This window comes from Fictibacillus sp. WQ 8-8 (assembly GCF_024494405.1).
Lineage (GTDB): Bacteria > Bacillota > Bacilli > Bacillales > Fictibacillaceae > Fictibacillus_C > Fictibacillus_C marinisediminis.
This window is the reverse complement of the sequence record NZ_JAMXKG010000001.1, coordinates 24,000-45,174: the sequence shown is the minus strand read 5'-3', so window position 1 is coordinate 45,174 and position 21,175 is coordinate 24,000. Positions and strand designations below refer to the sequence as shown.

At 38.8% G+C, this 21,175-nt stretch carries 20 protein-coding genes and 1 pseudogene; 19 read left to right on the top strand and 2 right to left on the bottom strand.

Translation table 11 applies throughout. The annotated features are described in order from the left end of the window. Positions 1–6: 6 nt before the first annotated feature. The 4 genes from M1K46_RS00225 (at position 7) to M1K46_RS00210 (ending at position 3,080) form a co-directional block, all read left to right on the top strand. Positions 7–1,032, top strand: a complete 1,026-nt coding sequence (locus M1K46_RS00225; protein WP_256224388.1) for a methionine ABC transporter ATP-binding protein — start codon at positions 7–9, stop codon at positions 1,030–1,032. Beyond that, positions 1,025–1,690 carry a methionine ABC transporter permease gene (locus M1K46_RS00220; RefSeq protein ID WP_053357268.1) on the top strand — a complete coding sequence of 222 codons (666 nt, stop codon included), beginning with the start codon at positions 1,025–1,027 and terminating at the stop codon, positions 1,688–1,690. The genes M1K46_RS00225 and M1K46_RS00220 overlap by 8 nt, the downstream gene beginning before the upstream one ends. Before the next feature lie 30 nt (positions 1,691–1,720). Continuing rightward, the gene (locus M1K46_RS00215; protein WP_062233101.1) at positions 1,721–2,548 is read left to right on the top strand and encodes a MetQ/NlpA family ABC transporter substrate-binding protein; all 828 of its coding nucleotides are present in this window, start codon (positions 1,721–1,723) and stop codon (positions 2,546–2,548) included. 97 nt (positions 2,549–2,645) lie between these two features. Beyond that, positions 2,646–3,080, top strand: coding sequence for an RDD family protein (locus M1K46_RS00210; RefSeq protein ID WP_062233104.1), 435 nt, complete (start codon positions 2,646–2,648; stop codon positions 3,078–3,080). A 75-nt stretch (positions 3,081–3,155) separates the two neighbouring features. On the opposite strand, the gene M1K46_RS00205 is transcribed toward M1K46_RS00210, so the two are convergent. Continuing rightward, positions 3,156–4,001 (bottom strand): metallophosphoesterase, encoded by an 846-nt coding sequence (locus M1K46_RS00205; RefSeq protein WP_256224387.1) that lies wholly within the window; start codon positions 3,999–4,001, stop codon positions 3,156–3,158. Positions 4,002–4,165: 164 nt separating this feature from the next. On the opposite strand from M1K46_RS00205, the gene M1K46_RS00200 reads away from it, so the two are divergent. The 7 genes from M1K46_RS00200 (at position 4,166) to sufB (ending at position 11,091) form a co-directional block, all read left to right on the top strand. Then, the gene (locus M1K46_RS00200) at positions 4,166–4,540 is read left to right on the top strand and encodes a carboxymuconolactone decarboxylase family protein (protein WP_082683377.1); all 375 of its coding nucleotides are present in this window, start codon (positions 4,166–4,168) and stop codon (positions 4,538–4,540) included. Positions 4,541–4,999: 459 nt separating this feature from the next. Next, positions 5,000–5,137 (top strand): hypothetical protein, encoded by a 138-nt coding sequence (locus M1K46_RS00195; RefSeq protein ID WP_175501739.1) that lies wholly within the window; start codon positions 5,000–5,002, stop codon positions 5,135–5,137. A gap of 215 nt (positions 5,138–5,352) precedes the next feature. After that, complete coding sequence (gene sufC / locus M1K46_RS00190; protein WP_053357272.1) at positions 5,353–6,138, top strand: Fe-S cluster assembly ATPase SufC; 786 nt, start codon at positions 5,353–5,355, stop codon at positions 6,136–6,138. A gap of 21 nt (positions 6,139–6,159) precedes the next feature. Next, positions 6,160–7,455, top strand: coding sequence for a Fe-S cluster assembly protein SufD (sufD, locus tag M1K46_RS00185; RefSeq protein WP_256224386.1), 1,296 nt, complete (start codon positions 6,160–6,162; stop codon positions 7,453–7,455). Continuing rightward, complete coding sequence (locus M1K46_RS00180) at positions 7,455–8,675, top strand: cysteine desulfurase (protein WP_256224385.1); 1,221 nt, start codon at positions 7,455–7,457, stop codon at positions 8,673–8,675. The genes sufD and M1K46_RS00180 overlap by 1 nt, the downstream gene beginning before the upstream one ends. Next, positions 8,665–9,105, top strand: a complete 441-nt coding sequence (sufU, locus tag M1K46_RS00175) for a Fe-S cluster assembly sulfur transfer protein SufU (protein WP_091003309.1) — start codon at positions 8,665–8,667, stop codon at positions 9,103–9,105. The genes M1K46_RS00180 and sufU overlap by 11 nt, the downstream gene beginning before the upstream one ends. A gap of 588 nt (positions 9,106–9,693) precedes the next feature. After that, positions 9,694–11,091: a Fe-S cluster assembly protein SufB gene (gene sufB / locus M1K46_RS00170; protein WP_053357276.1), complete on the top strand. Its 1,398-nt coding sequence runs from the start codon at positions 9,694–9,696 to the stop codon at positions 11,089–11,091. Between the two features lie 557 nt (positions 11,092–11,648). Here the strand turns inward: sufB and M1K46_RS00165 are convergent. After that, positions 11,649–11,810 (bottom strand): annotated as a pseudogene (locus M1K46_RS00165) (IS1595 family transposase); the annotation flags it as partial. Positions 11,811–12,248: 438 nt separating this feature from the next. Here M1K46_RS00165 and M1K46_RS00160 point away from each other — a divergent pair. The 8 genes from M1K46_RS00160 to M1K46_RS00125 all read left to right on the top strand — a co-directional run bounded on the left by M1K46_RS00160 (position 12,249) and on the right by M1K46_RS00125 (position 21,167). Continuing rightward, on the top strand, positions 12,249–13,214 hold the full coding sequence (locus tag M1K46_RS00160) for a carbohydrate ABC transporter permease (protein WP_256224384.1): 966 nt from the start codon (positions 12,249–12,251) through the stop codon (positions 13,212–13,214). Further along, the gene (locus tag M1K46_RS00155) at positions 13,211–14,047 is read left to right on the top strand and encodes a carbohydrate ABC transporter permease (RefSeq protein WP_256224383.1); all 837 of its coding nucleotides are present in this window, start codon (positions 13,211–13,213) and stop codon (positions 14,045–14,047) included. The genes M1K46_RS00160 and M1K46_RS00155 overlap by 4 nt, the downstream gene beginning before the upstream one ends. Positions 14,048–14,133: 86 nt before the next feature. Further along, on the top strand, positions 14,134–15,900 hold the full coding sequence (locus M1K46_RS00150) for a cache domain-containing sensor histidine kinase (RefSeq protein WP_256224382.1): 1,767 nt from the start codon (positions 14,134–14,136) through the stop codon (positions 15,898–15,900). Further along, positions 15,878–17,500: a response regulator transcription factor gene (locus M1K46_RS00145; protein WP_256224381.1), complete on the top strand. Its 1,623-nt coding sequence runs from the start codon at positions 15,878–15,880 to the stop codon at positions 17,498–17,500. The genes M1K46_RS00150 and M1K46_RS00145 overlap by 23 nt, the downstream gene beginning before the upstream one ends. A 116-nt stretch (positions 17,501–17,616) precedes the next feature. Then, positions 17,617–18,915 (top strand): ABC transporter substrate-binding protein, encoded by a 1,299-nt coding sequence (locus tag M1K46_RS00140; RefSeq protein WP_256224380.1) that lies wholly within the window; start codon positions 17,617–17,619, stop codon positions 18,913–18,915. Between the two features lie 185 nt (positions 18,916–19,100). Then, positions 19,101–19,631 (top strand): hypothetical protein, encoded by a 531-nt coding sequence (locus M1K46_RS00135; protein ID WP_256224378.1) that lies wholly within the window; start codon positions 19,101–19,103, stop codon positions 19,629–19,631. 18 nt (positions 19,632–19,649) lie between these two features. Beyond that, entirely contained in the window at positions 19,650–20,294 is a 645-nt protein-coding gene (locus tag M1K46_RS00130) for a YesL family protein (RefSeq protein ID WP_256224377.1), read from the top strand. Between the two features lie 45 nt (positions 20,295–20,339). Then, positions 20,340–21,167 carry a sugar phosphate isomerase/epimerase family protein gene (locus tag M1K46_RS00125; protein WP_256224373.1) on the top strand — a complete coding sequence of 276 codons (828 nt, stop codon included), beginning with the start codon at positions 20,340–20,342 and terminating at the stop codon, positions 21,165–21,167. Positions 21,168–21,175: the final 8 nt, after the last annotated feature.

Below are 21,175 nucleotides of genomic sequence, written 5' to 3'. Positions count from 1 at the left end.
GGTCTCTTGATAACATTAGACGCAGTAAAAAAGATTTTTCAGACGAAAGACGGAGCTGTAAACGCAGTTGACCATGTCGATCTTTCTATAGATCAAGGAGAAATTTTCGGGATTATTGGATACAGTGGTGCAGGTAAAAGTACACTGATCCGAATGCTGAACATGCTGGAAAGACCGACGAGCGGAGATGTTAACGTTGCGGGAAAAAATCTTTCCAAACTTAGTAACAACGAGCTTCGAAAAGCTCGGCAGGAAATCAGCATGATATTTCAGCATTTCAATCTGCTTTGGTCCAGAACAGTAAGGGAAAACATTGCATTTCCACTTGAGATTGCAGGTGTGCCGAAAACAGAGCGCCTGAAGCGGGTGGATGAACTGATTAAACTTGTTGGACTAGAGGGCCGCGGAGAATCGTATCCTTCCCAATTGAGTGGAGGACAGAAGCAAAGAGTCGGGATCGCACGTGCACTGGCCAATAACCCTAAAGTTCTTCTCTGTGACGAGGCGACTTCAGCCCTTGATCCGAAAACAACAGACAGCATCCTTAATTTATTAGTTGAGATCAATCAAAAGCTCGGCTTGACCATTGTTCTTATCACACATGAGATGCATGTCATCCGTAAGATCTGCCATCGGGTCGCTGTTATGGAAGACGGTAAAATAGTGGAACAAGGGCCGGTTTTGGAAGTATTCAGGCAACCTAAAGAGTCCATTACAAAAGATTTTGTTAAGCAAGTAACAGAGCCAGAAGAAACGACAGACATGATCAAGCAGCTGGCATCTGAAAAACCTCAGAGCCAAATTGTACAGCTTACCTTTGTTGGAGGAAGTGCAGAACAGCCCGTTATTACAGATGTGATCCGTAAATTTGACGTTCAGGTGAATATCCTGCAGGGTAAGGTATCACAAACACAAAACGGGCCATATGGAACGTTGTTCATCCAGCTGGAAGGAACAGATACCGAAATTCAGGAAGCGGTAGCCTATATGAATGGGCAGAAAGTAGAAGTGGAGGTGATCTCATATGAATAGTCTTTTTCCGAATGTGGAATGGAGTGGAATGTGGGGTGCCACCGGACAAACACTGTACATGACAGCTGTTGCGGTTCTTGCCACTTTTATTTTAGGTCTTCTTTTAGGATTAGCATTATTTTTAACGGGTAAAGGGAACCTATGGGAGAATCGGTTTTTAAATTTTGTCTTTTCAGCGATCGTAAATATCTTCCGTTCCATTCCGTTTATTATCCTGATCATTTTATTGCTTCCGTTTACACTCTTGTTAGTGGGATCTATGCTTGGCGCCAATGCAGCATTGCCTGCTTTGATTATTGGAGCTGCACCGTTTTATGCCCGGATGGTTGAGATTGCACTTCGCGAGATTGATAAAGGGGTAATCGAAGCGGCAAAATCGATGGGATCGAGCAACGCTCAAATTATTTTTAAAGTTTTGATCCCTGAAAGCCTTCCTGCATTAGTTTCCGGGATAACGGTAACTTCAATCGCGCTTGTCGGTTATACAGCAATGGCGGGGGTAGTCGGAGCAGGCGGGCTCGGGAATTTGGCGTTCCTTGAAGGTTTCCAGCGTACGCAAAATGATGTTACATTTGTCGCTACTGTTATCATTCTAATCATTGTGTTTATCATTCAGTTTATTGGGGATAATGTAACTCGCCGTCTTGATAAACGTTAAAATCTAAATTACACAACCAGGAGGAACAACATGAAAAAAATCATTACACTCGTTCTTTTACTTGCATTGACAACAGCCCTTGCTGCATGTGGTGCAAACGGAGGGAAAGACAAAAAACTAGCTGACGATAAGATTGTTGTGGGAGCATCCAATGTTCCGCATGCCGAAATTCTTGAAGCAGCTAAACCTTTAATGAAGAAAAAAGGAATTGATCTTGAAATTAAAACGTTCCAGGATTATGTACTTCCTAATAAAGCACTTGCAAACAATGAAATTGATGCCAACTACTTTCAGCACGTTCCGTATTTGAAATCACAAATGAAAGAAAATAAAAATTACAAATTTGAGAACGCCGGCGGTATTCATATCGAACCGATCGGAGTATATTCTAAAAAGTACAAGTCTTTAAAAGAACTTCCAAACGGAGCAACGATCATCATGAGTAATTCCGTTGCTGACCACGGACGTATGCTAACATTGCTTGAGCACGAAGGCTTGATCAAACTTAAACCTGGAAAAGGTTACAACTCAAAGATTAAAGACATTGCCAAAAACCCAAAACATTTGAAATTTAAAGCAGATGTTGAAGCTGGCCTTCTTCCAAAAGCGTATAAAAACGGTGAAGGAGACGCTGTATTGATCAACACGAACTATGCGATCGATGCTGGGTTGAACCCTCAAAAGGATTCCATTGCAATTGAAGGATCTGACTCACCGTTTGTAAATATCATTGCTGTGCGCAAAGGCGATAAAGATGCTAAAACGGTGAAAACCCTTGTTGAAGTGCTTCACTCTAAAGAAATTCAAGATTTTATCAAAAAGAAATATAAGGGTGCTGTTGTACCGGTAAACAAATAAATGATTTTAAGAAGGACAGCCTTTGGGCTGTTCTTTTTTTTGTCCATTTGTAATAACTGTAAGATGATTTAACAATTTATTGATGGAGGGATGCAGGATGGAAGTACAGCAACCGGCTGGTTTTTGGATCAGGTTTGGAGCCAGTATACTGGATGGCCTTATTATTGGTATTCCATTATCATTAATCGGTTATTTATTCACAGGTAACTTTGTATCAGAAGATCCGGGTGGAGACTGGTTCATGAATGTGATTAGTTTTCTTTATGCGCTTTTGCTGCCCATTTACTGGAACGGTTATGTGGTTGGCAAGAGAATCTGTGGAATCAGGATTGTTAAAGCGGACGGAAGCAAGCTTGGAATTGGGGCAATGGTGCTGAGAGTGTTAGTCGGCGGCTTAATATATGGGTTAACCCTTGGAATTGCGTTGATTGTCAGCGCCTTTATGGTCGGTATCCGCAAAGACAAAAGAGGCATCCATGATTTGATCGCTGGTACGTATGTTACCCATTTGCCACCGCAAAAAGAAGGGTGAACAAGGCGGCATGGAACTGCATCCTTATTGTTAGACACAGGTAACAATGGGAGGGTGCAGTTCATAGATGCCGTCTTATTTTAATGTGATGGATGTAATTTCAGGCCGGCAGAAGAAACGGAAGGGCAGATGAGTAGTTCCCATTCCTCTGTTGGTATATAGAAATTTGTTTTCTGTTTCATAAAGTCCACTATGGTATTTCCTTCCCATTTTTGAAGTGATGATCGGACCGAACAATGGCATTCGGACTTGTCCTCCGTGACTATGGCCAGACAGCTGCAGATCTACAGGGAATTTGGAACTGACTTTGAAATAATCCGGTTCATGGGCAAGCAGAAGAGTAAAACGGTCTAAAGGAATACCATTCAGTGTTTTTTCGAGATCTGCTTCTCCTCTCAGATAGTCATCCAATCCTGCGAGGTACAGCTCATCATTTTCTTTTTTAATCATCCTTTTCTCATTTATTAGAAGTTCAAAGCCGCTTTTTCTCAGCAGTTCAGAAATGGTATCGATACTTTCAAGGTAATCATGATTACCGAGAATCGCGAATTTACCGAAGGGTGCCTTGATTTTATTTAGGTAAGGAAGGCTCTTTATAACGGTTTTCAGCGACGGGTGGGAATTCACCAAATCGCCTGTGAAGACGATCATATCAGGATTAAGCTTCTGTATTTTATCTGCCATCTTAGCAATATGCCTGGCCTTAAAATGAAAGCCCAGATGAAAATCACTAATATGGACAATATGAAATTTTTTAAAGGCCTCTGGGAGCCTTGGGAGCTTAATATCGATTTTTTTAACATCAAACCAGTACGGTTCAATAAACGCAGAATAAAAAGCTGCCGCTCCTGCAGCGCCTGCAAGGGCACCCAATCCGATTGAACCTGCAATCAATGACTTCTTTACCTTTTCCTCTTCCATCTTTTACTCCTTTTTTTCAGCCAGTTTCTTTTAGCCTATTATATTCCCGACTGCAGAAGACTTGAAGCAAAAAGTTCAGCTCCCGTTTTAAAATTGGGATAAGAAAAATAGCTATAACTCATACTAAATCTTGTCTATCTTATGGACAGGAGGATGAAAAGGAAATGGAACATCAAGAAATGTCTGGAAAAAACTCAACGCAGCACCATCTGATCCGCTATAAAGAAGGTCTCGGTAAGTATACGGAAAATATGCCTGAACTGGTCCATTCATTCAGTGAATTCACACGCCATTGTTTCAAGGAAGGCGAGATCTCTGAAAAGAACAAGCAGCTGATGGCTTTAGGGATCAGTATTTATTCTCAGGATGAATACTGTATCATCTATCACACGAAAGGCTGTTTGGATCAGGGAGCCAGTGAAAATGAAATTCTTGAGGCTGTGGGAGTTGCAGCAGCTTTTGGCGGCGGAGCTGCTATGAGCCAAGGTGTAACACTTGTTCAGGAATGCATCCAGGAATTAAACAATCCCATGCATTAAAAATAAAAGGGGCTGTCCTGAATTGACCTTCAGGCATCCCCTTTTCGCGTAAAAAATCTTCAATGAAAAGTTGATTGTAGTGGAAGGTGCGAGACTCCTGCGGGACTAGCGTGACAGGTGAGACTCCCGCAGGCGCTTGCGCCAAGAGGCTCACCGTACGCCCCGCGGAAAGCGAGCGGCCTGGAACGAAAATCAACGGCTTTCAGACTTCTTGGACAGCCCGTTTTTTGTATTTGCTCACATAAGCAAGCATTTGGGAGGATATATAAGGATTCATGAGTCATTAAGGTTCAACAAAAGAATAACCCTTGAGCCTTGTATATATGGCGCTGAATGGAAATTGAATCACAGGAGTGGCTTTGTTACGCTATATACGTTGATTAAGTGTTATATACACGAAAGGAATGATTCATTATTCACTCGATTAAAGTTAACCACACTCCTGAAATGGAAAAAGCCATGCAAAAGAATCATGGTATTGGTTATGCTGAATATGAACGAAATCTAGAAAAACGAATCACTATTGAACAAGAACGTGATAAAGAATATCAAAAAAGTTTAGAAGTTTCTAATGAAATGGAACGAAAAATTCTATAGTATAGGTAGGGAAATCAGCATTCAGAACTGGGTGCTGATTTTCTATTTATGTAGTTTTTGCATTTTCTTCTGCCAATAACTCCTACAGGTTGAAGATAAAATGAATTTGTTATAATATTAGAATGAGAATAAATTGAGAATGGAATGAGAGAAGCTTTCATTCTTGTTCACATTAACAATATATTTCACTGAAATATAAGATGGAGGTAAATTTTATGTCTACACCAAATTTAAAGATTGAAAACCTGCGTGTTTCTATCGATGACAAAGAGATCATCAAAGGTTTAAACCTTGAAATAAACGGCGGAGAAATCCATGCGATCATGGGGCCAAATGGAACAGGTAAATCCACTCTTTCATCTGCGTTAATGGGGCACCCTAAATACGAAGTGACCGATGGAAACGTTACATTTGACGGAGAAGACCTTTTCGAAATGGAAGTTGACGAACGTGCAAAAGCTGGTCTTTTCCTAGCGATGCAATATCCAAGTGAAGTAAGCGGAATTACAAACGCTGACTTTTTGCGTTCTGCTATTAATGCACGCCGAGAAGAAGGTCAGGAAATTTCTCTTATGAAATTTATCCGTGAATTGGATAAGAAGATGGAGCTTCTTGAAATGGACAATGCGTTTGCTCACCGTTATTTAAATGAAGGCTTCTCTGGTGGAGAAAAGAAACGTAATGAAATTCTTCAATTGATGATGATCGAACCTAAGATTGCCATCTTGGATGAAATTGATTCTGGTTTGGATATCGATGCTCTTAAAGTAGTAGCTAAAGGCATCAATGAAATGAGAAACCCAGAGTTTGGCTGCTTAATCATTACTCACTATCAGCGTTTACTTAACTACATCACTCCAGATAAAGTACATGTGATGATGCAAGGACGCATTGTAAAATCAGGAGGACCTGAACTTGCACAGCGTCTAGAAGCGGAAGGATATGACTGGATTAAGGAAGAGTTGGGAATTGAAGACGAAACTGTTGGCCAAGAGGCGTAAGCAAGTTAGGAGGATTTGTACATGTCAGTTGAAACTTCTTTAAAATATGACAGGGATTATGTAAGCAAGTTCTCTGAAAGCCGCCAAGAACCAGCATGGCTTTCAGAACTTCGTTTACGCGCATTGGAATTGGCACAGCAGCTTCCTATGCCTAAACCTGATAAAACAAAAATTGATAAATGGAACCTTACTGAATTCAATCACCTGAGCACTGCTGAGGAAAGCGCAGACCTTCCTGAGCAAGTGAAAGCATTAATTGGTGATGAAGAAGCGGGCAATCTGCTTGTGATCCGCAACGGAAACGTCGCTCACTCATCGGTTACAGAAGAGCTGGCTTCTCAAGGTGTCATTTTCACCGATTTCGTAACCGCAGCTCAAAAGCATGGAGACCTTCTTCAAAAGTATTTCATGAAAGAAGCTGTCAGCATTGACGAAAACCGCCTTACAGCCATTCATGCGGCACTAGTAACCAATGGTGCATTCATTTATGTTCCAAAGAATGTAGAATTGAAAACTCCGCTTCAGGCGATCTACTTCCATGATGATGAGCAAACAGGGCTCGTTAACCATGTCATCATCGCAGCGGAAGACAACAGTTCGGTCACGTATGTTGAGAACTACTTGTCAACAAACGAAAACAGTGAATCTGTTGCCAATATCGTATCTGAGGTTTTTGCAGGTTCAGGTGCTAAAGTAGTGTACGGAGCTGTCGATAATCTGGCCAAAGGAATGACTTCCTATATCAGCCGCCGAGGACGTGCAGGACGCGACGCGCGAATCGAGTGGGCATTAGGACAGCTTAATGATGGAAACACAGTATCTGATAATACAACACATCTTGTCGGAGACGGTTCATTCACAGACACGAAGACTGTAAATATCGGCCAGGGTGATCAAAAACAGAACTTTGTTGCTCAAATTTTCCATCATGGAAAAAGCTCTGAAGGCTACATCTTAACTCATGGAGTAATGAAGGATTCTGCAAGCTCGATCTTCAATGGAATTACAAAGATTGAACATGGTGCGACAAAATCAAACGGCGAACAGACAGAACGGGTATTAATGCTGAGCGAAAAAGCACGCGGAGATGCGAACCCGATTCTCTTGATCGATGAAGATGATGTTACAGCTGGCCACGCCGCATCAGTTGGACGAATTGATCCGATTCAGTTGTTCTACTTGATGAGCCGCGGAATATCAAAAGCTGAGGCTGAACGATTGATCATTCATGGTTTCCTAGGGCCTGTTGTCAATGAAATGCCGCTTGAATCCGTGAAAAAACGTTTAGTTGAGGTAATAGAAAGGAAAGTCAGATAATGAACGCACATGAAGTAAGAAAGCTGTTTCCGATCCTGCATCAGGAAGTCAATGGAAAACCGCTTGTTTACTTTGATAGTGCCGCCACTTCACAAAAGCCGGTACCTGTCATTGGAGCGCTGGAAAAATATTACCGGGAATATAATTCAAACGTTCATCGGGGTGTCCATACTTTGGGGACCAGAGCTACTGACGGCTACGAGGGAGCCAGGGAGAAAGTTCGGCGTTTTATTAACGCGAAATCCACACAGGAAATTATTTTCACACGTGGAACTACGACCTCAATCAACACAGTTGCAGCAAGCTACGGTTTAACGAACCTGTCAGAAGGCGACGAGATCGTCATTACGCCGATGGAACATCACAGCAATATTATTCCATGGCAGCAGGTCGCTAAAAAAACCGGTGCGGCACTTAAATACATTCCTTTAAAAGAAGATGGATCCATTGATCTTCAGGATGTTGAAAATACCGTAACTCCACAAACTAAAATCGTATCCGTTATGCACGTATCCAATGTGCTGGGAACAATTAATCCTGTAAAGGAAATTGCAGCGATCGCTCATAAAAACGGAGCTGTAATGGTAGTGGATGGGGCGCAGAGCACACCGCATTTAAAAGTGGATGTTCAAGATCTGGATTGCGATTTCTTTGCCTTCTCTTCCCATAAAATGTGCGGGCCGACTGGTATTGGTGTACTTTACGGAAAAAAAGCATTGCTAAACCAAATGGAGCCTGTTGAGTTCGGTGGAGAAATGATCGATTTCGTTGATTTGTATGACTCCACATGGAAAGAGCTTCCTTGGAAATTTGAAGGAGGCACTCCAATCATTGCAGGAGCGATCGGTTTGGGGGCAGCCATTGATTTTCTTCAGGAAATTGGGCTTGAAAACATTCAAAAGCATGAACATGATCTTGCGGAGTATGCTATTGAGCGCATGTCGGAAATTGAGGGCATTACCATTTACGGGCCTAAGGACCGTGCTGGAATCGTGACGTTTAATATCGACGATGTTCATCCTCATGATGTAGCCACTGTTTTAGATGCTGAAGGAATTGCCGTGCGCGCTGGACATCACTGCGCCCAGCCATTGATGAAATGGCTGAATGCATCTTCAACCGCACGGGCAAGCTTTTATTTATATAACACCAAAGACGAGATTGATTCTTTTGTAAAGGGATTAGTCACGACAAAGGAGTATTTCGGCCATGTCTTCTAATTTAGATCAGCTTTACCGGCAAGTCATTATGGATCATTACAAAAACCCTCGCAATAAAGGGCAATTAGCCGATGATTCGGTCACCATCAACATGAATAATCCAACGTGCGGAGACAGAATTCAGCTTCATTTGAAGGTGGACGATGGAAAAATTTCTGACGCAAAGTTTGATGGAGAAGGGTGCTCAATCAGCCTTGCTTCTGCAAGCATGATGACACAAACGGTAAAGGGTTTATCTGTGGAGGACGCGGTTAAGCTCGCACATGTATTCTACAATATGATGCTGGGTAAAGATTATGATGATACAACATTTGATCTCGGTGACATTGAAGCCCTGCAGGGTGTTTCCAAATTCCCGGCCCGCATAAAATGTGCCACCCTTGCCTGGAAAGCGATGGAGAAGGGCGTAGGGCACGAAAAAGAAGAATAAAACATCAAGTATTCGAAGAAGCAATTAGTTCTTTTAATTGGGTGCCAGGCACCATTTGGGATTAACTGCTGGTGCCAGGCACCGTTTCAGAGAAGTGATTTTCACTTTTTATTTGGTGTAATGCATCATTTGGGTTAAACTGGTGGTGTAAGTTACTATTTCATAGAAGCAATTAGTTCTTTTAATTGGGTGCCAGGCACCATTTGGGATTAACTGCTGGTGCCAGGCACCGTTTCAGAGAAGTGATTTTCACTTTTTATTTGGTGTAATGCATCATTTGGGTTAAACTGGTGGTGTAAGTTACTATTTCATAGAAGCAATTAGTTCTTTTAATTGGGTGCCAGGCACCATTTGGGATTAACTGCTGGTGCCAGGCACCGTTTCAGAGAAGTGATTTTCACTTTTTATTTGGTGTAATGCATCATTTGGGTTAAACTGGTGGTGTAAGTTACTATTTCATAGAAGCAATTAGTTCTTTTTAAATGGTGTCAGGCACCAAGTGGGTTAAATTGCTGATGCCAGACACCCGTTCAAAGAAGTTTTTGTGCCATTGCAAGAGAATTGTATCCTTTAAGGAGGGATGAAACGATGGCTAAGAAAATGCCTGATATCGGTGAATACAAATACGGTTTTCACGATAAAGACGTTTCGATATTCCGCTCAAAACGCGGATTGACTAAAGAAGTTGTAGTAGAAATCTCCAAGATGAAGAACGAACCACAATGGATGCTGGACTTCCGTTTGAAATCTTTAGAGCAATTTTATAAAATGCCTATGCCTCAATGGGGCGGAAACTTGAAAGACTTGAACTTTGATGACATTACGTACTATGTAAAGCCGTCCGAGAAGTCCGAAAAGTCTTGGGATGAAGTGCCGCCTGAGATTAAGGCTACGTTTGATAAACTTGGAATTCCTGAAGCAGAGCAAAAATATCTCGCAGGAGTTTCTGCACAATACGAATCAGAAGTGGTATACCACAACATGAAAGAAGACCTTACTGACTTAGGGATTCTGTTTACAGATACTGATACAGCGCTAAAAGAGCACGAAGAAATTTTCAGAGAGTATTTTGGAACGATTATTCCTCCTTCTGACAACAAGTTTGCTGCTCTTAACTCGGCTGTATGGTCCGGTGGTTCTTTCATTTATGTGCCAAAAGGCGTAAAATGTGATACTCCATTGCAGGCGTACTTCCGAATTAACTCTGAGAACATGGGTCAATTCGAGCGTACCCTGATCATCGCTGACGAAGACAGCTCCGTTCACTATGTAGAAGGATGTACAGCACCAGTGTACTCAACGAACTCTCTGCACAGTGCGGTTGTTGAGATCATTGTTAAAAAGAACGCTTATGCTCGTTATACAACCATTCAAAACTGGGCGAATAACATTTATAACCTTGTAACAAAACGTGCCGTTGCAGAAGAAAATGCAACAATGGAATGGGTAGATGGAAACATCGGTTCACGCCTGACCATGAAGTATCCGGCCGTTGTTATGAAGGGACGCGGGGCGAAAGGAACTATCCTTTCCATCGCGATTGCAGGGAAAGGACAGCATCAGGATGCTGGAGCGAAGGTTCTTCACTTAGCGCCTGATTGTTCATCTACTATCGTTTCGAAGTCAATTTCCAAGCATGGCGGTAAAGTTACGTACCGCGGTATTTCTCACTTTGGACGCCGTTCTGAAGGATCCAAATCCAATATCAAATGTGATACATTGATTATGGATAACCAATCCACTTCAGATACGATTCCTTACAACGAAATTCTGAACAACAATATTACTCTTGAGCATGAAGCTACGGTTTCAAAAGTGTCAGAGGATCAATTGTTCTACCTCATGAGCCGTGGTATTTCTGAGCAGGAAGCAACAGAAATGATCGTAATGGGCTTCATCGAGCCATTTACAAAAGAACTTCCAATGGAATATGCGGTTGAAATGAACCGTCTGATTAAATTCGAGATGGAAGGTTCTATCGGATAAAGTCTGAAAAGCCTTGGTATAAGGGATATACCAAGGCTTTTTTTGTTCGAATTCTTTTCGTGCTGATTTCGTGCGATTCGAAATTTTTTCATTCTAATAGTTATACTTTTTTAAGTTATGAAATACATCTAATTTCAACAAAGGGCAAGATTGTAGAGGAAAAAGTGTCCATGCAAGCGATGCTTACCTTCGCTGCCATGAACCTTAAAAAACTGGCAAACTGGAGATGGCAAGGGCCATGTCCAGCATAAGAAATAGTAATCATTTCATTTTAAATAGAAAACCCCTAGTCAGAATAATTGTGACTAGGGGTTTGTCGACGGTCTGTGGGGCTGTCCAGAAAGTCGAAAATTGACCTTCAGGCAGCCCCTTTTTGGCTTGAAAAATCTTCAATGAAAAGTTAATTGAAGTGGAAGATGCGAGACTCCTGCGGGACTAGCGTGACAGGTGAGACTCCCGCCGGTGCTTGCACCAAGAGGCTCACCGCACGCCCCGCGGAAAGCGGGCAGCCTGGAACGGAAATCAACAGCTTACAGACTTCTTGGACAGCCCCTTTTTTATATGGTTTTTAACATTTTGAATGTGGTTTGAACAAGATTTTGACAGGCGGAAATTAGCATTTGTTTGACTCGAACATCAAATGCAATCTTTTTTTCCAACTTAAGCGATCGGAACCAATAGAGATAGTTATCTAGATATTTGGTCGCTGTCACCTGGAAGCTCCCCAATTTCGTGTTTCTCGGATTTCTATCATAATAGCCAAGATAATGGTTTCAAATGTTAAACGGACAGTTTCAATCATCGAATCTTCTATAAGGGCATTGAAATTAATTAATTCCAATAGGATAAGAATTGTTAATTATTAAAAACAATTGTGCATCAGTCTTATATAAAGGAAATTGAAAGCGCTTTATAATTAAAGGAACACATCCAAAGTTAACGGTAAAGTGCTTCGAGAGAAAGGAAAAGCTTTCTATTTTTACTATGATCGTATTTAAATAGGAGATGAAAAGATGAAGTTACTGGATGAAGATTTTTTGTTGAATACATAGAGTGCCAAACTCTTATATCTAGAGGAAAAAGAACTGATTTAATGTCATTTAATGTTTACATTTTATCCCCTTATACTAATGAAAAATATATAAAAGGAGGCATCTATGAAACTAAATAAAAGCGCAATCCATACTGTTAGGTTAGAGCAAAAGTCCGTTTTTATAAGAAAAAAAACAAGGGAAAAAAGGTGGGAGGCACCATTAATCGGGTATTTGTTTGTTTCACCGTGGCTGCTTGGTCTATTTCTATTGACTCTTTATCCTATGGTACAATCTCTCTACTTTTCCTTTACAGATTATTCTTTATTGGAAGCCCCAAATTGGATAGGCTTAGAAAACTATCAAAAAATATTTCTGCACGATAAACTTTTCTATAAATCGTTAACCGTCACGATCGTATTCGTAGTCATTTCTGTCCCTTTAAAATTAATAACAGCATTAATGATGGCTATGTTTTTGAATCAAAAAATTAAGGGGATTTCGATTTATAGAACGTTGATTTATTTGCCTTCTCTTATCGGAACGAGTATTGCAGTTGCTATTCTTTGGAGTAACATGTTCGGCAACGATGGATTGGCAAATCACATTTTGGCTTTATTCGGCATAGTGGGTAAGAACTGGATTGGGAGTCCAGATACTGCGCTAGGCACTTTAATATTGCTCATTGTGTGGCAATTTGGTTCTTCTATGGTAATTTTCCTTGCAGGATTAAAACAAATTTCACCGGAGCTATACGAAGCATCTGCTGTAGATGGGGCTACCAAGATTAAACAGTTTTTCTCGATTACACTTCCTATGCTTTCTCCAGTCATTTTATTTAATCTCGTATTACAAACAATAGGTTCGTTCCAAATGTTTACTCAAGCTTTTGTTATAACTAAGGGAGGTCCTATTCAATCTACCTATATGTTTGCCTTGTATTTATATCAAAAAGCATTTGCAGGATTTGAAATGGGCTATGCTTCTGCCTTAGCATGGATACTCCTTCTTATTATTGCACTGTTTACAGGTTTGATTTTTATCTCCTCGAGATATTGGACTTTTTACGAATCTGAGGGAGGAAAAGGATGATGAAAAAGAAGTGGTTTAGTCATATTATTTTAGTGATCATTTGTCTCTTTATAATTTATCCTATTTTCTGGTGGTTTGGAGCAGCATTTAAGACAAATAGTGAAATTGATTCAATTAATCTGTTTCCGATTAATCCGACACTATCTAACTTTACAGAAGGTTGGCATGCGATCCCGGGATTTACTTTCACTCATTTTTTTATGAATACATTTGAATTGATACTTGGTGTGTTATTTACAACCATTATTTCTTGTAGTCTTGTTGCTTTTGCTTTTGCCCGTCTAGATTTTCCGCTACGCAAATTCTGGTTCTCAATCGTTTTGGTAACCTTAATGTTACCGAGCCAAATTACATTGGTTCCTCAATACGATCTGTTTAATTCTTTTGGATGGGTCAACACATACTTGCCTTTTATCGTTCCTCATTCCTTAGCAGGAGGAATCGGCGGTTCGTTCTTCATCTTTCTATTAGTTCAATTCATTAGAGGAATACCTAGAGAGCTAGATGAGGCCGCCAAAATGGATGGTTGTTCATGGTTTGGAATCTATTTCAGGATCATTCTCCCTCTTATGAAGCCCCCTCTAGTAACAGTAGGTATTTATTGTTTTTTATGGAACTGGGATGATTTTCTTGGACATTTAATTTATATTAATTCAGTTGATAAATATACGGTGGGATTGGCACTCAAGATGTTAGTTGATACAAGCACCTCTGTACCATGGGGACAATTATTTGCGATGTCTCTGCTATCAGTTGTACCAGCTATACTCATTTTCTTTTTCGCTCAGCGTTATATTGTAGAAGGAGTAGCAACATCCGGTTTAAAAGGATAAAATAAGGAACTAATTTAAGGCTGATGAGTCAGCCTTCTTTTTTGTGATATTATTAATTAATATGCATCTGAAAGAGGGAGTTGTCCTTGAGAAATCTTTTTAAACAATACCCGATTAGCTACGTTTTTTTTGCTGTATTTGCAGGTTTTATGGCCCTTCTTCTTGCTATCATCGTCATTGTAAGTTATCAAGTTACGATTAAACAAATGACCCATAATACTTCTTATTATCAACAAAAACTGTTAAGAGAAATGAATGAGCAGATTAGTATGCAGAAAAAGTCGATAGAAGAGGTCACTCTTGTTATGTCGAGAAACCGAGATTTACAAGAATATCTTCAAGGACAAGAAGTCGAAGATAAATACACTGCATATCGTCAAATTTCAAAAATTAATTCTTCTTTTTTAAATATTGCCTTTAGTTTACCTACGATTGATTCCATCCAAGTTTATTTAGATTATCCCCCAGTTAAAGAAAAAGTGGGACCTATCCGCTATTATTCATATAAACAAAATAAGAATACTGATTGGTTGAAACCCTTAAAAGATTCGGATTCTTCGTGGTTGTCTAAGCATACCATTCAATCTGCGCAGGGAAAAACTCCAGTCATTAGCTTTGCCAGAAAAGTATATACAGCAGATCAGAAAGCTGCAGCAATATTAATCGTTAATATGAAAGCGACAAGCTTCAAGAGATTGATAAAAGGCGATAATAAAAAAGTTAATCGTCTTTTAATCGACTCATCAGGAAATGCTATTACATTTAATGGAAATCTTAAAACGGATGACTACTTATCTATTTTGGAGGAGTTAAATAAAAATCCGGATCTGAATTTAAATGCTGACGGTTTCACTCGCTATAAAGAAAATTTTGTTGTGTGGTCTAAGCTATTTAATACCGGTTGGTTACTGCTAGAAGTTACTCCGTGGGGAGAAGTTTCGAAAGGCAGTAAACAACTTGCGACACTTTTGTTTTCCATTGGAATGATAACAATAGGATTAATCATCATCTTGACCTTATATTTATCAAATCAATTTACAAAACCGATTAAGATTCTAATGAATAACATGGATAGTTTTTCTTTAAACAAGGAAGAGGATTTACCTCATGATTATAAAAATGAATTTGGTTCCTTATTTCGGGGATATAAAAAATTAATTATGAATATTAAAAAACTCTATCAAGATTTAGAAAGGGAGTTTCATTATAAACGCAAAGCAGAAGTTGCTGCTTTGCAAGCCAATATTAACCCGCATTTCTTATACAATACACTTGATCAGTTAAATTGGATGGCAATAGAAGAAGGTCAGGGGAAAATCAGTCAAGTCCTTGAATTAATGGGGAAAATGTTTCGAATCGGATTATCAAATGGGGAAAGCTTAATACGGATAAAAGATGAATTAATTCACTTGGAGTCATACCTACAGATTCAACAAATTCGATTAGGGCATCATTTTCATTACAGAATCGATATACCAGAAAAAGATAAACACTGTTATATACCTAAATTGACATTACAACCTTTTGTGGAAAATGCCATCATGCATGGTTTGCATGATCGGGAATCCGGACTAATTACGTTTAAAATGTATGAAGTTCAGAATGATTTATACATTGTGATAAAAGATGACGGTATAGGAATAAAAGCAGAATCAGAAAAAAAACATAACAAAACAGGAGGTTATGGCATCAAAAATGTAAGGGAAAGATTAGTGGCATACTTCGGGGAAGAGTATACTGTCTCCCTTTACGGGGTAGAAGGCGTTGGAACGACAGTGATGATTAAGATTCCTAAACTATTAAATTATAATGCCAAAGGAGGGAGTATTGATGTGGAAAGCAGTAATCGTTGATGACGATCGTCAAGTATTAAAAGGAATGAAGAAAGCGATTCCATGGGAGAAGTTAGGGATAGATTGCGTAGGTGAGGGGACTGATGGGGAAATGGGGTTACAAGTCATAATGAAAACCCAACCGGATATCATTTTAACGGATGTTTATATGCCTGTAATGAACGGTTTGGAAATGTTGCAACGTGTGAGAGAAGAAGGGTTAAAAGGAAAAGCTATTATATTAAGCGGATATTCGGATTTTGAATACGCACGAACAGCACTGCGTTTAAATGTTCACGATTACTTATCCAAGCCGGTTACTATTCAGACAATAGAAAGCGTTTTATCAGCAGCAGTTACTGAATTAGAAGAGGAAAAAGATAGTTGGGATAATCAAGAAGGTTTGAAGGATGAACTTGAATATTATAAATCTCTCATTTCGAATGACTGGTTAAAATCAGTCATGATAGGAATAGAAGATCAGGAACTGATTCATATGAGCCAGCAGAACATCAACTTAAGAGAGCGCAAGCATTTAGTTATAGGAATCAAGTTGAAGAAAACACAGAAGCTTAACACTGTCTCAAATGCGACTTGGTCCGTTTTTCAAAAGGCTTTAAACCATATACAATCAGAAATTGTTTTTTCTCCATTGAAAAGTGTTGATTGGATCGAATTGAATCATTATCATTCTGCGATTTTACTTTCCTATGAGCGAGATAGTGAATCAAAATTATGTATGGATTTGGCCCAAGAGATCGCAGGGGAAATCATGAAACACACACAAAAGCTACTATCTATCTCATTTCAAATTGGAATAGGTAGTTTAAAAGAGGACTGGCACGAAATATCAAAATCCACAGAAGAAGCTATACATACTGCCTCAAGATCTTTACCAAATAGTATTGAACGTTATGAAGAGTTAGTGAAAAAGGAAGGAATTGATCCTATTCATAAAAGCAACGAGGTTCAAAGTCCGTTCCAATTCTATCGTGACTTAGCTGAGGCAGTAAAGCATTATCAAAAAGATCATGCTATTAAAATAGCAGTAGATTTTGTCAAGGAGTGCAAAGAAACAAATAACTATCTTTCCTCTCAAGTGAAAACCTTAGGGAAAGAATTATGGTTAGTATTTACATATTGTCTATATGATAATGGGATTAATTTAGAAAATTTATTTGAAGAGAAGTCAATTTCTAAGCAAACTGAGGGTTTAAACAATTTAGAACTATTTGAGAACTGGCTTGTTGAAAAGATTAAAGTAATCTGTAGTCACAATCAAATGGATGAAAAAGAGAATATTAGGCATAAACAGGCGGTTGAGTATATGATTCAGTACATTCATACCCATTACAGTGAAAACATTACATTGAATGAGCTTTCAGAACAAGTCTATATTTCTAGAAACTATTTAAGTCAAATCTTTAAAAAAAATACAGGTCTATCATTTAACCATTATGTAAATAAAGTTCGTATGGATATAGCTAAAAACTTGATCATAGAGGGACAACATTTAATATATGAAGTGGCAGAGAAAGTAGGATTTAAGAATACCCCATATTTTAGTTCGTTATTTAAGAAGTATACAGGGCTTAATCCGACCGATCTGTTAAAACAATAGAATAAGACTTGTTAATTATTAAAAACAATTGTGCATCTCTCATATATAAAGAATTATGAAAGCGCTTTATAATTAATTGAATTGCTACTATCTTTTAAACATTGGGAGGATTGGTTATGAACAAGGGGAATTTTAAGAAATGGCTGTATTTGTTAGTTACTGCTGTTTTAGTACTTAGCTTAGCTGCATGTAGTGCTAAAACATCAAATAATGAATCGGCACCAACTGACAAGTCCGGCAAGGTAAAGCTTCGAATTGTTTGGTGGGGATCTCAAGAACGTCATGATGCTACATTAAAAGTATTAAAACTTTACGAAAAAAAGAATCCAAATGTAACATTTGAATCAGAGTTTTCAGGTTGGGATGGGTATTGGGATAAGTTAGCGACGCAATCCGCAGCAAAAAATGCGCCTGACATTATCCAAATGGATGCTCAATTCTTGCAAGAATATGCTTCAAGAAATCAGCTCGCTGATATAACTAAAGGTATTCAAACTAGCGATATCGATCCATCTCTTTTAGATTCAGGAAAATATAAAGATAAATTATATGCTATTCCTCTTGGGAATAACGCTTATGGAATGGTTTATAATAAAGCCGCTTTAGAAAAATTAGGTGTAACGCCTCCAAAATCCGGCTGGACTTGGGATGATCTTTTTAAATTAGCTAAAGATGTACAGCCTAAGCTGGAAAAAGGAAAATATGTATTAAGAGATTTAACGTATGATGCTGGTGCGTATGAGATGTATCAATTAAGCAAAGGCAAAGGGAATCTTGCCACTAAAGATGGAGCATTCCATTTCGATAAAGATACTTGGTTAGAATGGATAAAAATCTTCGCGGATCTTAGAAAACAAGGAGTTGTTTCTCCTCCAGAAGTTACAGTTTCTGAACAAGAATATGATCCAAAACGAGATTTATTATTAAATGGCTCAATTCTAATCAAGCAAGGGTTGGCTGCCCAGTTTCCAAGCTTTAACAGTGTGAAACCGAATACGTTCGCTCTTGTTGCCGCTCCAAGAGATAAGGAATCAGGAGGCTACTTAAAACCTTCCATGTTCTGGTCAGTGAGTCAGAACTCAAAGTACAAAAAAGAGGCAAAAAAGTTTATCGATTTCTTTATTAACGATCCCGAGGCTGCAGAGATTTTAGGAGTATCCAGGGGATTACCAGTTTCTAATAGTGTTTTGGAAAAACTGAAACCAGGATTTACAGATTCTGATAAAGCTCAATTGAATATGATTAATGAAACAGCGCCAGATGCCCAACCTTTTAATGGAGGGGTCAAAGGATGGGGGCAATTCAACCAAGTTGAGTACAGTTCTATAGGAGAACAATTGATATTCGAGAAAATCTCGGCTAATGACGCATTTGAAGAAATTCAAGCTAAATTCGCAGAAACAGTGAAACCGTAAAAGCCAGAATAGAATCTTACAGGGATACATAAGGTGTTCCGAAAAAAATAGGGTTTTTGGAACACCTCCCTAATGAATGACGATATCGATTTCAGTAGATACTTTAGAGAAAAAACGACGTCTTTAAAAGCCGCTTCTTAGTTCTTTTTTACAGAATGAGAAAGAAAAGTTGAGGGAGAAAAAAGTTGAAACTTTTTTTAAAACACTTTTTTATTATGTTCCTTCTGGTTGTGACAGGCTGTGAATCATCTTCAAAAGGCGTAAACGTGATGGTTTTCTCGAATATCTCACCAATGTATGAAGATGCTATTGAAAGTGCTATTAAAAGTGAGCTGCTTGAAAAGGCCGGACAACAATATGACATTAATGTTCATCTCTATCCGCTTTCTAGAGAGAAGTTTTCTGTCCTTCTTTCTCAAAAGTCAGGAGATATATATATAACTGATCAAGTATATATTTCTGGTCTTTTAAAAAAGAATGGGTTAACTGCTCTAGAGTCGCTCATACAACACCAAACTAATAATGAGGATGCGTTTAAATCGATGATGACAAAGAACGAGAAAACAGGAGAAGCTCATCTATACGGCATCCCAATAAAAGAAGGTATTTTTAAAGAAAACGAGATAAAAGTGAACGACGGGTTGTTTGCTGTATTGCCATCATTCAGCAAACATCAAAAGGAAGGAATGGTGGTAATGAAGATTCTGACTCAATAGAAAGGAGAGAAGAAAAAGATGAATAGAGAGAACTGGTTGGGAAACGTCTATCATTTGACAGACTGGATCATGCGTCTGGCTTATCTCAATCTACTTTGGCTCGCCTTTACCCTTTTGGGATGTGTTCTGTTCGGATGGGCTCCAGCAACGATTGCTATGCATACTGTCATTCGGAAGTGGATGATGGGTGAAGAACACATTAAAGTCTTTTCCTGCTTTTGGGATACTTATAAATCTGTATTTCTGAAAAGTCAGAAAATAAGTTGCGTCTTGATAATACTAGGTTGTTTATTGTTCGTTGATTTAAAGTTCTTCATGTCGGGACAATCAGCGGTATTTACTCTTGGGAAACTGTTTTCACTTCAATTGATCATTGGTTATTTTGTTGTATGTAGTTATATATTTTCGCTATATACAAATTATAAAATGAATGGTTTCGAGATGTTTAAAATCGCACTGCTGCTTGGACTTATGTACCCAGTTAAAACTCTGCTTACTCTACTGGGATCCTTTGTTTTTATCATGATGTTTTTAGCTATTCCTGAATTGACTATCTTTTTTGGAGGAAGTTTATTCGCTCTTTGGTGTACGTATAGTTCAAATAGAGTGTTCCGCCAAAAGAAGAATGTTTTTCTTCCACAAAGACTCGTAAATATCTCATAGATTTCAATGACAATCCATTTTTCAAACGTTTAAGGAGGAACATCAATGTTGACTTTAACAGGTTTTGCGGATGAGATATCTTCAGATTTAAATATTCAATTAGAGGTATTACAATCCGAAGGAATTAAGTTTATTGAATTTAGGGGAGTATGGGAAAAGAATGTTCTTCGCTTATCAGACGATGAACTAGCAACCATTAGAAAAGAATTGCAGCAAAGAGGATTTCGATTATCCGCTATCGGATCCCCAATTGGGAAAATTAATATATTGGATGATTTTGAGGAGCATTTAATAGACTTTGAAAGAGCTCTTTATATTGCAAAATTTTTTGAAACAAAATATATTCGTATTTTTTCATTTTTTATTCCGGAAGGGGAAGATCCTGCTATTTATCGTGACGAGGTCATGAGACGTATGTGGGCATTAGTCAAGAAGGCCGAAGAAAATGGAATCATATTGCTGCATGAAAATGAAAAAGAGATTTATGGTGATAATGCAGAGCGTTGCAAGGATATTTTAGAAACGGTTCAATCACCTAATTTACGAATGGCTTTTGATCCTGCTAATTTTGTACAATGCGGTGTAAAACCTTATTCGGAAGCCTATCCTCTATTGGAATCTTTTATAGAATATGTTCATATTAAAGATGCACTTCTTGAAGGGGGAAAAGTGGTACCAGCAGGAAAAGGTGACGGTGAATTAAGAGAATTGTTAAAATCATTAAAAGATAAAGGATACAGTGGATTTCTATCACTTGAACCTCACTTGTCAGCTGCAGAAACATTTTATGGATTCAGTGGACCGGATTTGTTTAAAATAGCTACTCATGCTTTAAAAGATTTGTTGAAAGAAACAAAGGCAGAATGGAATTAGAGAGGAGA

Bases quoted from the DNA above. Each gene is read 5' to 3' on its own strand.
- M1K46_RS00125 (WP_256224373.1), top strand. From the start codon at position 20,340: ATGTTGACTTTAACAGGTTTTGCGGATGAGATATCTTCAGATTTAAAT.
- sufD (WP_256224386.1), top strand. From the start codon at position 6,160: ATGTCAGTTGAAACTTCTTTAAAATATGACAGGGATTATGTAAGCAAG.
- M1K46_RS00160 (WP_256224384.1), top strand. From the start codon at position 12,249: ATGAAACTAAATAAAAGCGCAATCCATACTGTTAGGTTAGAGCAAAAG.
- M1K46_RS00145 (WP_256224381.1), top strand. From the start codon at position 15,878: ATGTGGAAAGCAGTAATCGTTGATGACGATCGTCAAGTATTAAAAGGA.
- M1K46_RS00210 (WP_062233104.1), top strand. From the start codon at position 2,646: ATGGAAGTACAGCAACCGGCTGGTTTTTGGATCAGGTTTGGAGCCAGT.
- M1K46_RS00215 (WP_062233101.1), top strand. From the start codon at position 1,721: ATGAAAAAAATCATTACACTCGTTCTTTTACTTGCATTGACAACAGCC.
- M1K46_RS00205 (WP_256224387.1), bottom strand. From the start codon at position 4,001: ATGGAAGAGGAAAAGGTAAAGAAGTCATTGATTGCAGGTTCAATCGGA.
- M1K46_RS00180 (WP_256224385.1), top strand. From the start codon at position 7,455: ATGAACGCACATGAAGTAAGAAAGCTGTTTCCGATCCTGCATCAGGAA.
- M1K46_RS00195 (WP_175501739.1), top strand. From the start codon at position 5,000: ATGCAAAAGAATCATGGTATTGGTTATGCTGAATATGAACGAAATCTA.
- M1K46_RS00130 (WP_256224377.1), top strand. From the start codon at position 19,650: ATGAATAGAGAGAACTGGTTGGGAAACGTCTATCATTTGACAGACTGG.
- sufC (WP_053357272.1), top strand. From the start codon at position 5,353: ATGTCTACACCAAATTTAAAGATTGAAAACCTGCGTGTTTCTATCGAT.
- M1K46_RS00140 (WP_256224380.1), top strand. From the start codon at position 17,617: ATGAACAAGGGGAATTTTAAGAAATGGCTGTATTTGTTAGTTACTGCT.
- M1K46_RS00220 (WP_053357268.1), top strand. From the start codon at position 1,025: ATGAATAGTCTTTTTCCGAATGTGGAATGGAGTGGAATGTGGGGTGCC.
- sufB (WP_053357276.1), top strand. From the start codon at position 9,694: ATGGCTAAGAAAATGCCTGATATCGGTGAATACAAATACGGTTTTCAC.
- sufU (WP_091003309.1), top strand. From the start codon at position 8,665: ATGTCTTCTAATTTAGATCAGCTTTACCGGCAAGTCATTATGGATCAT.
- M1K46_RS00200 (WP_082683377.1), top strand. From the start codon at position 4,166: ATGGAACATCAAGAAATGTCTGGAAAAAACTCAACGCAGCACCATCTG.
- M1K46_RS00155 (WP_256224383.1), top strand. From the start codon at position 13,211: ATGATGAAAAAGAAGTGGTTTAGTCATATTATTTTAGTGATCATTTGT.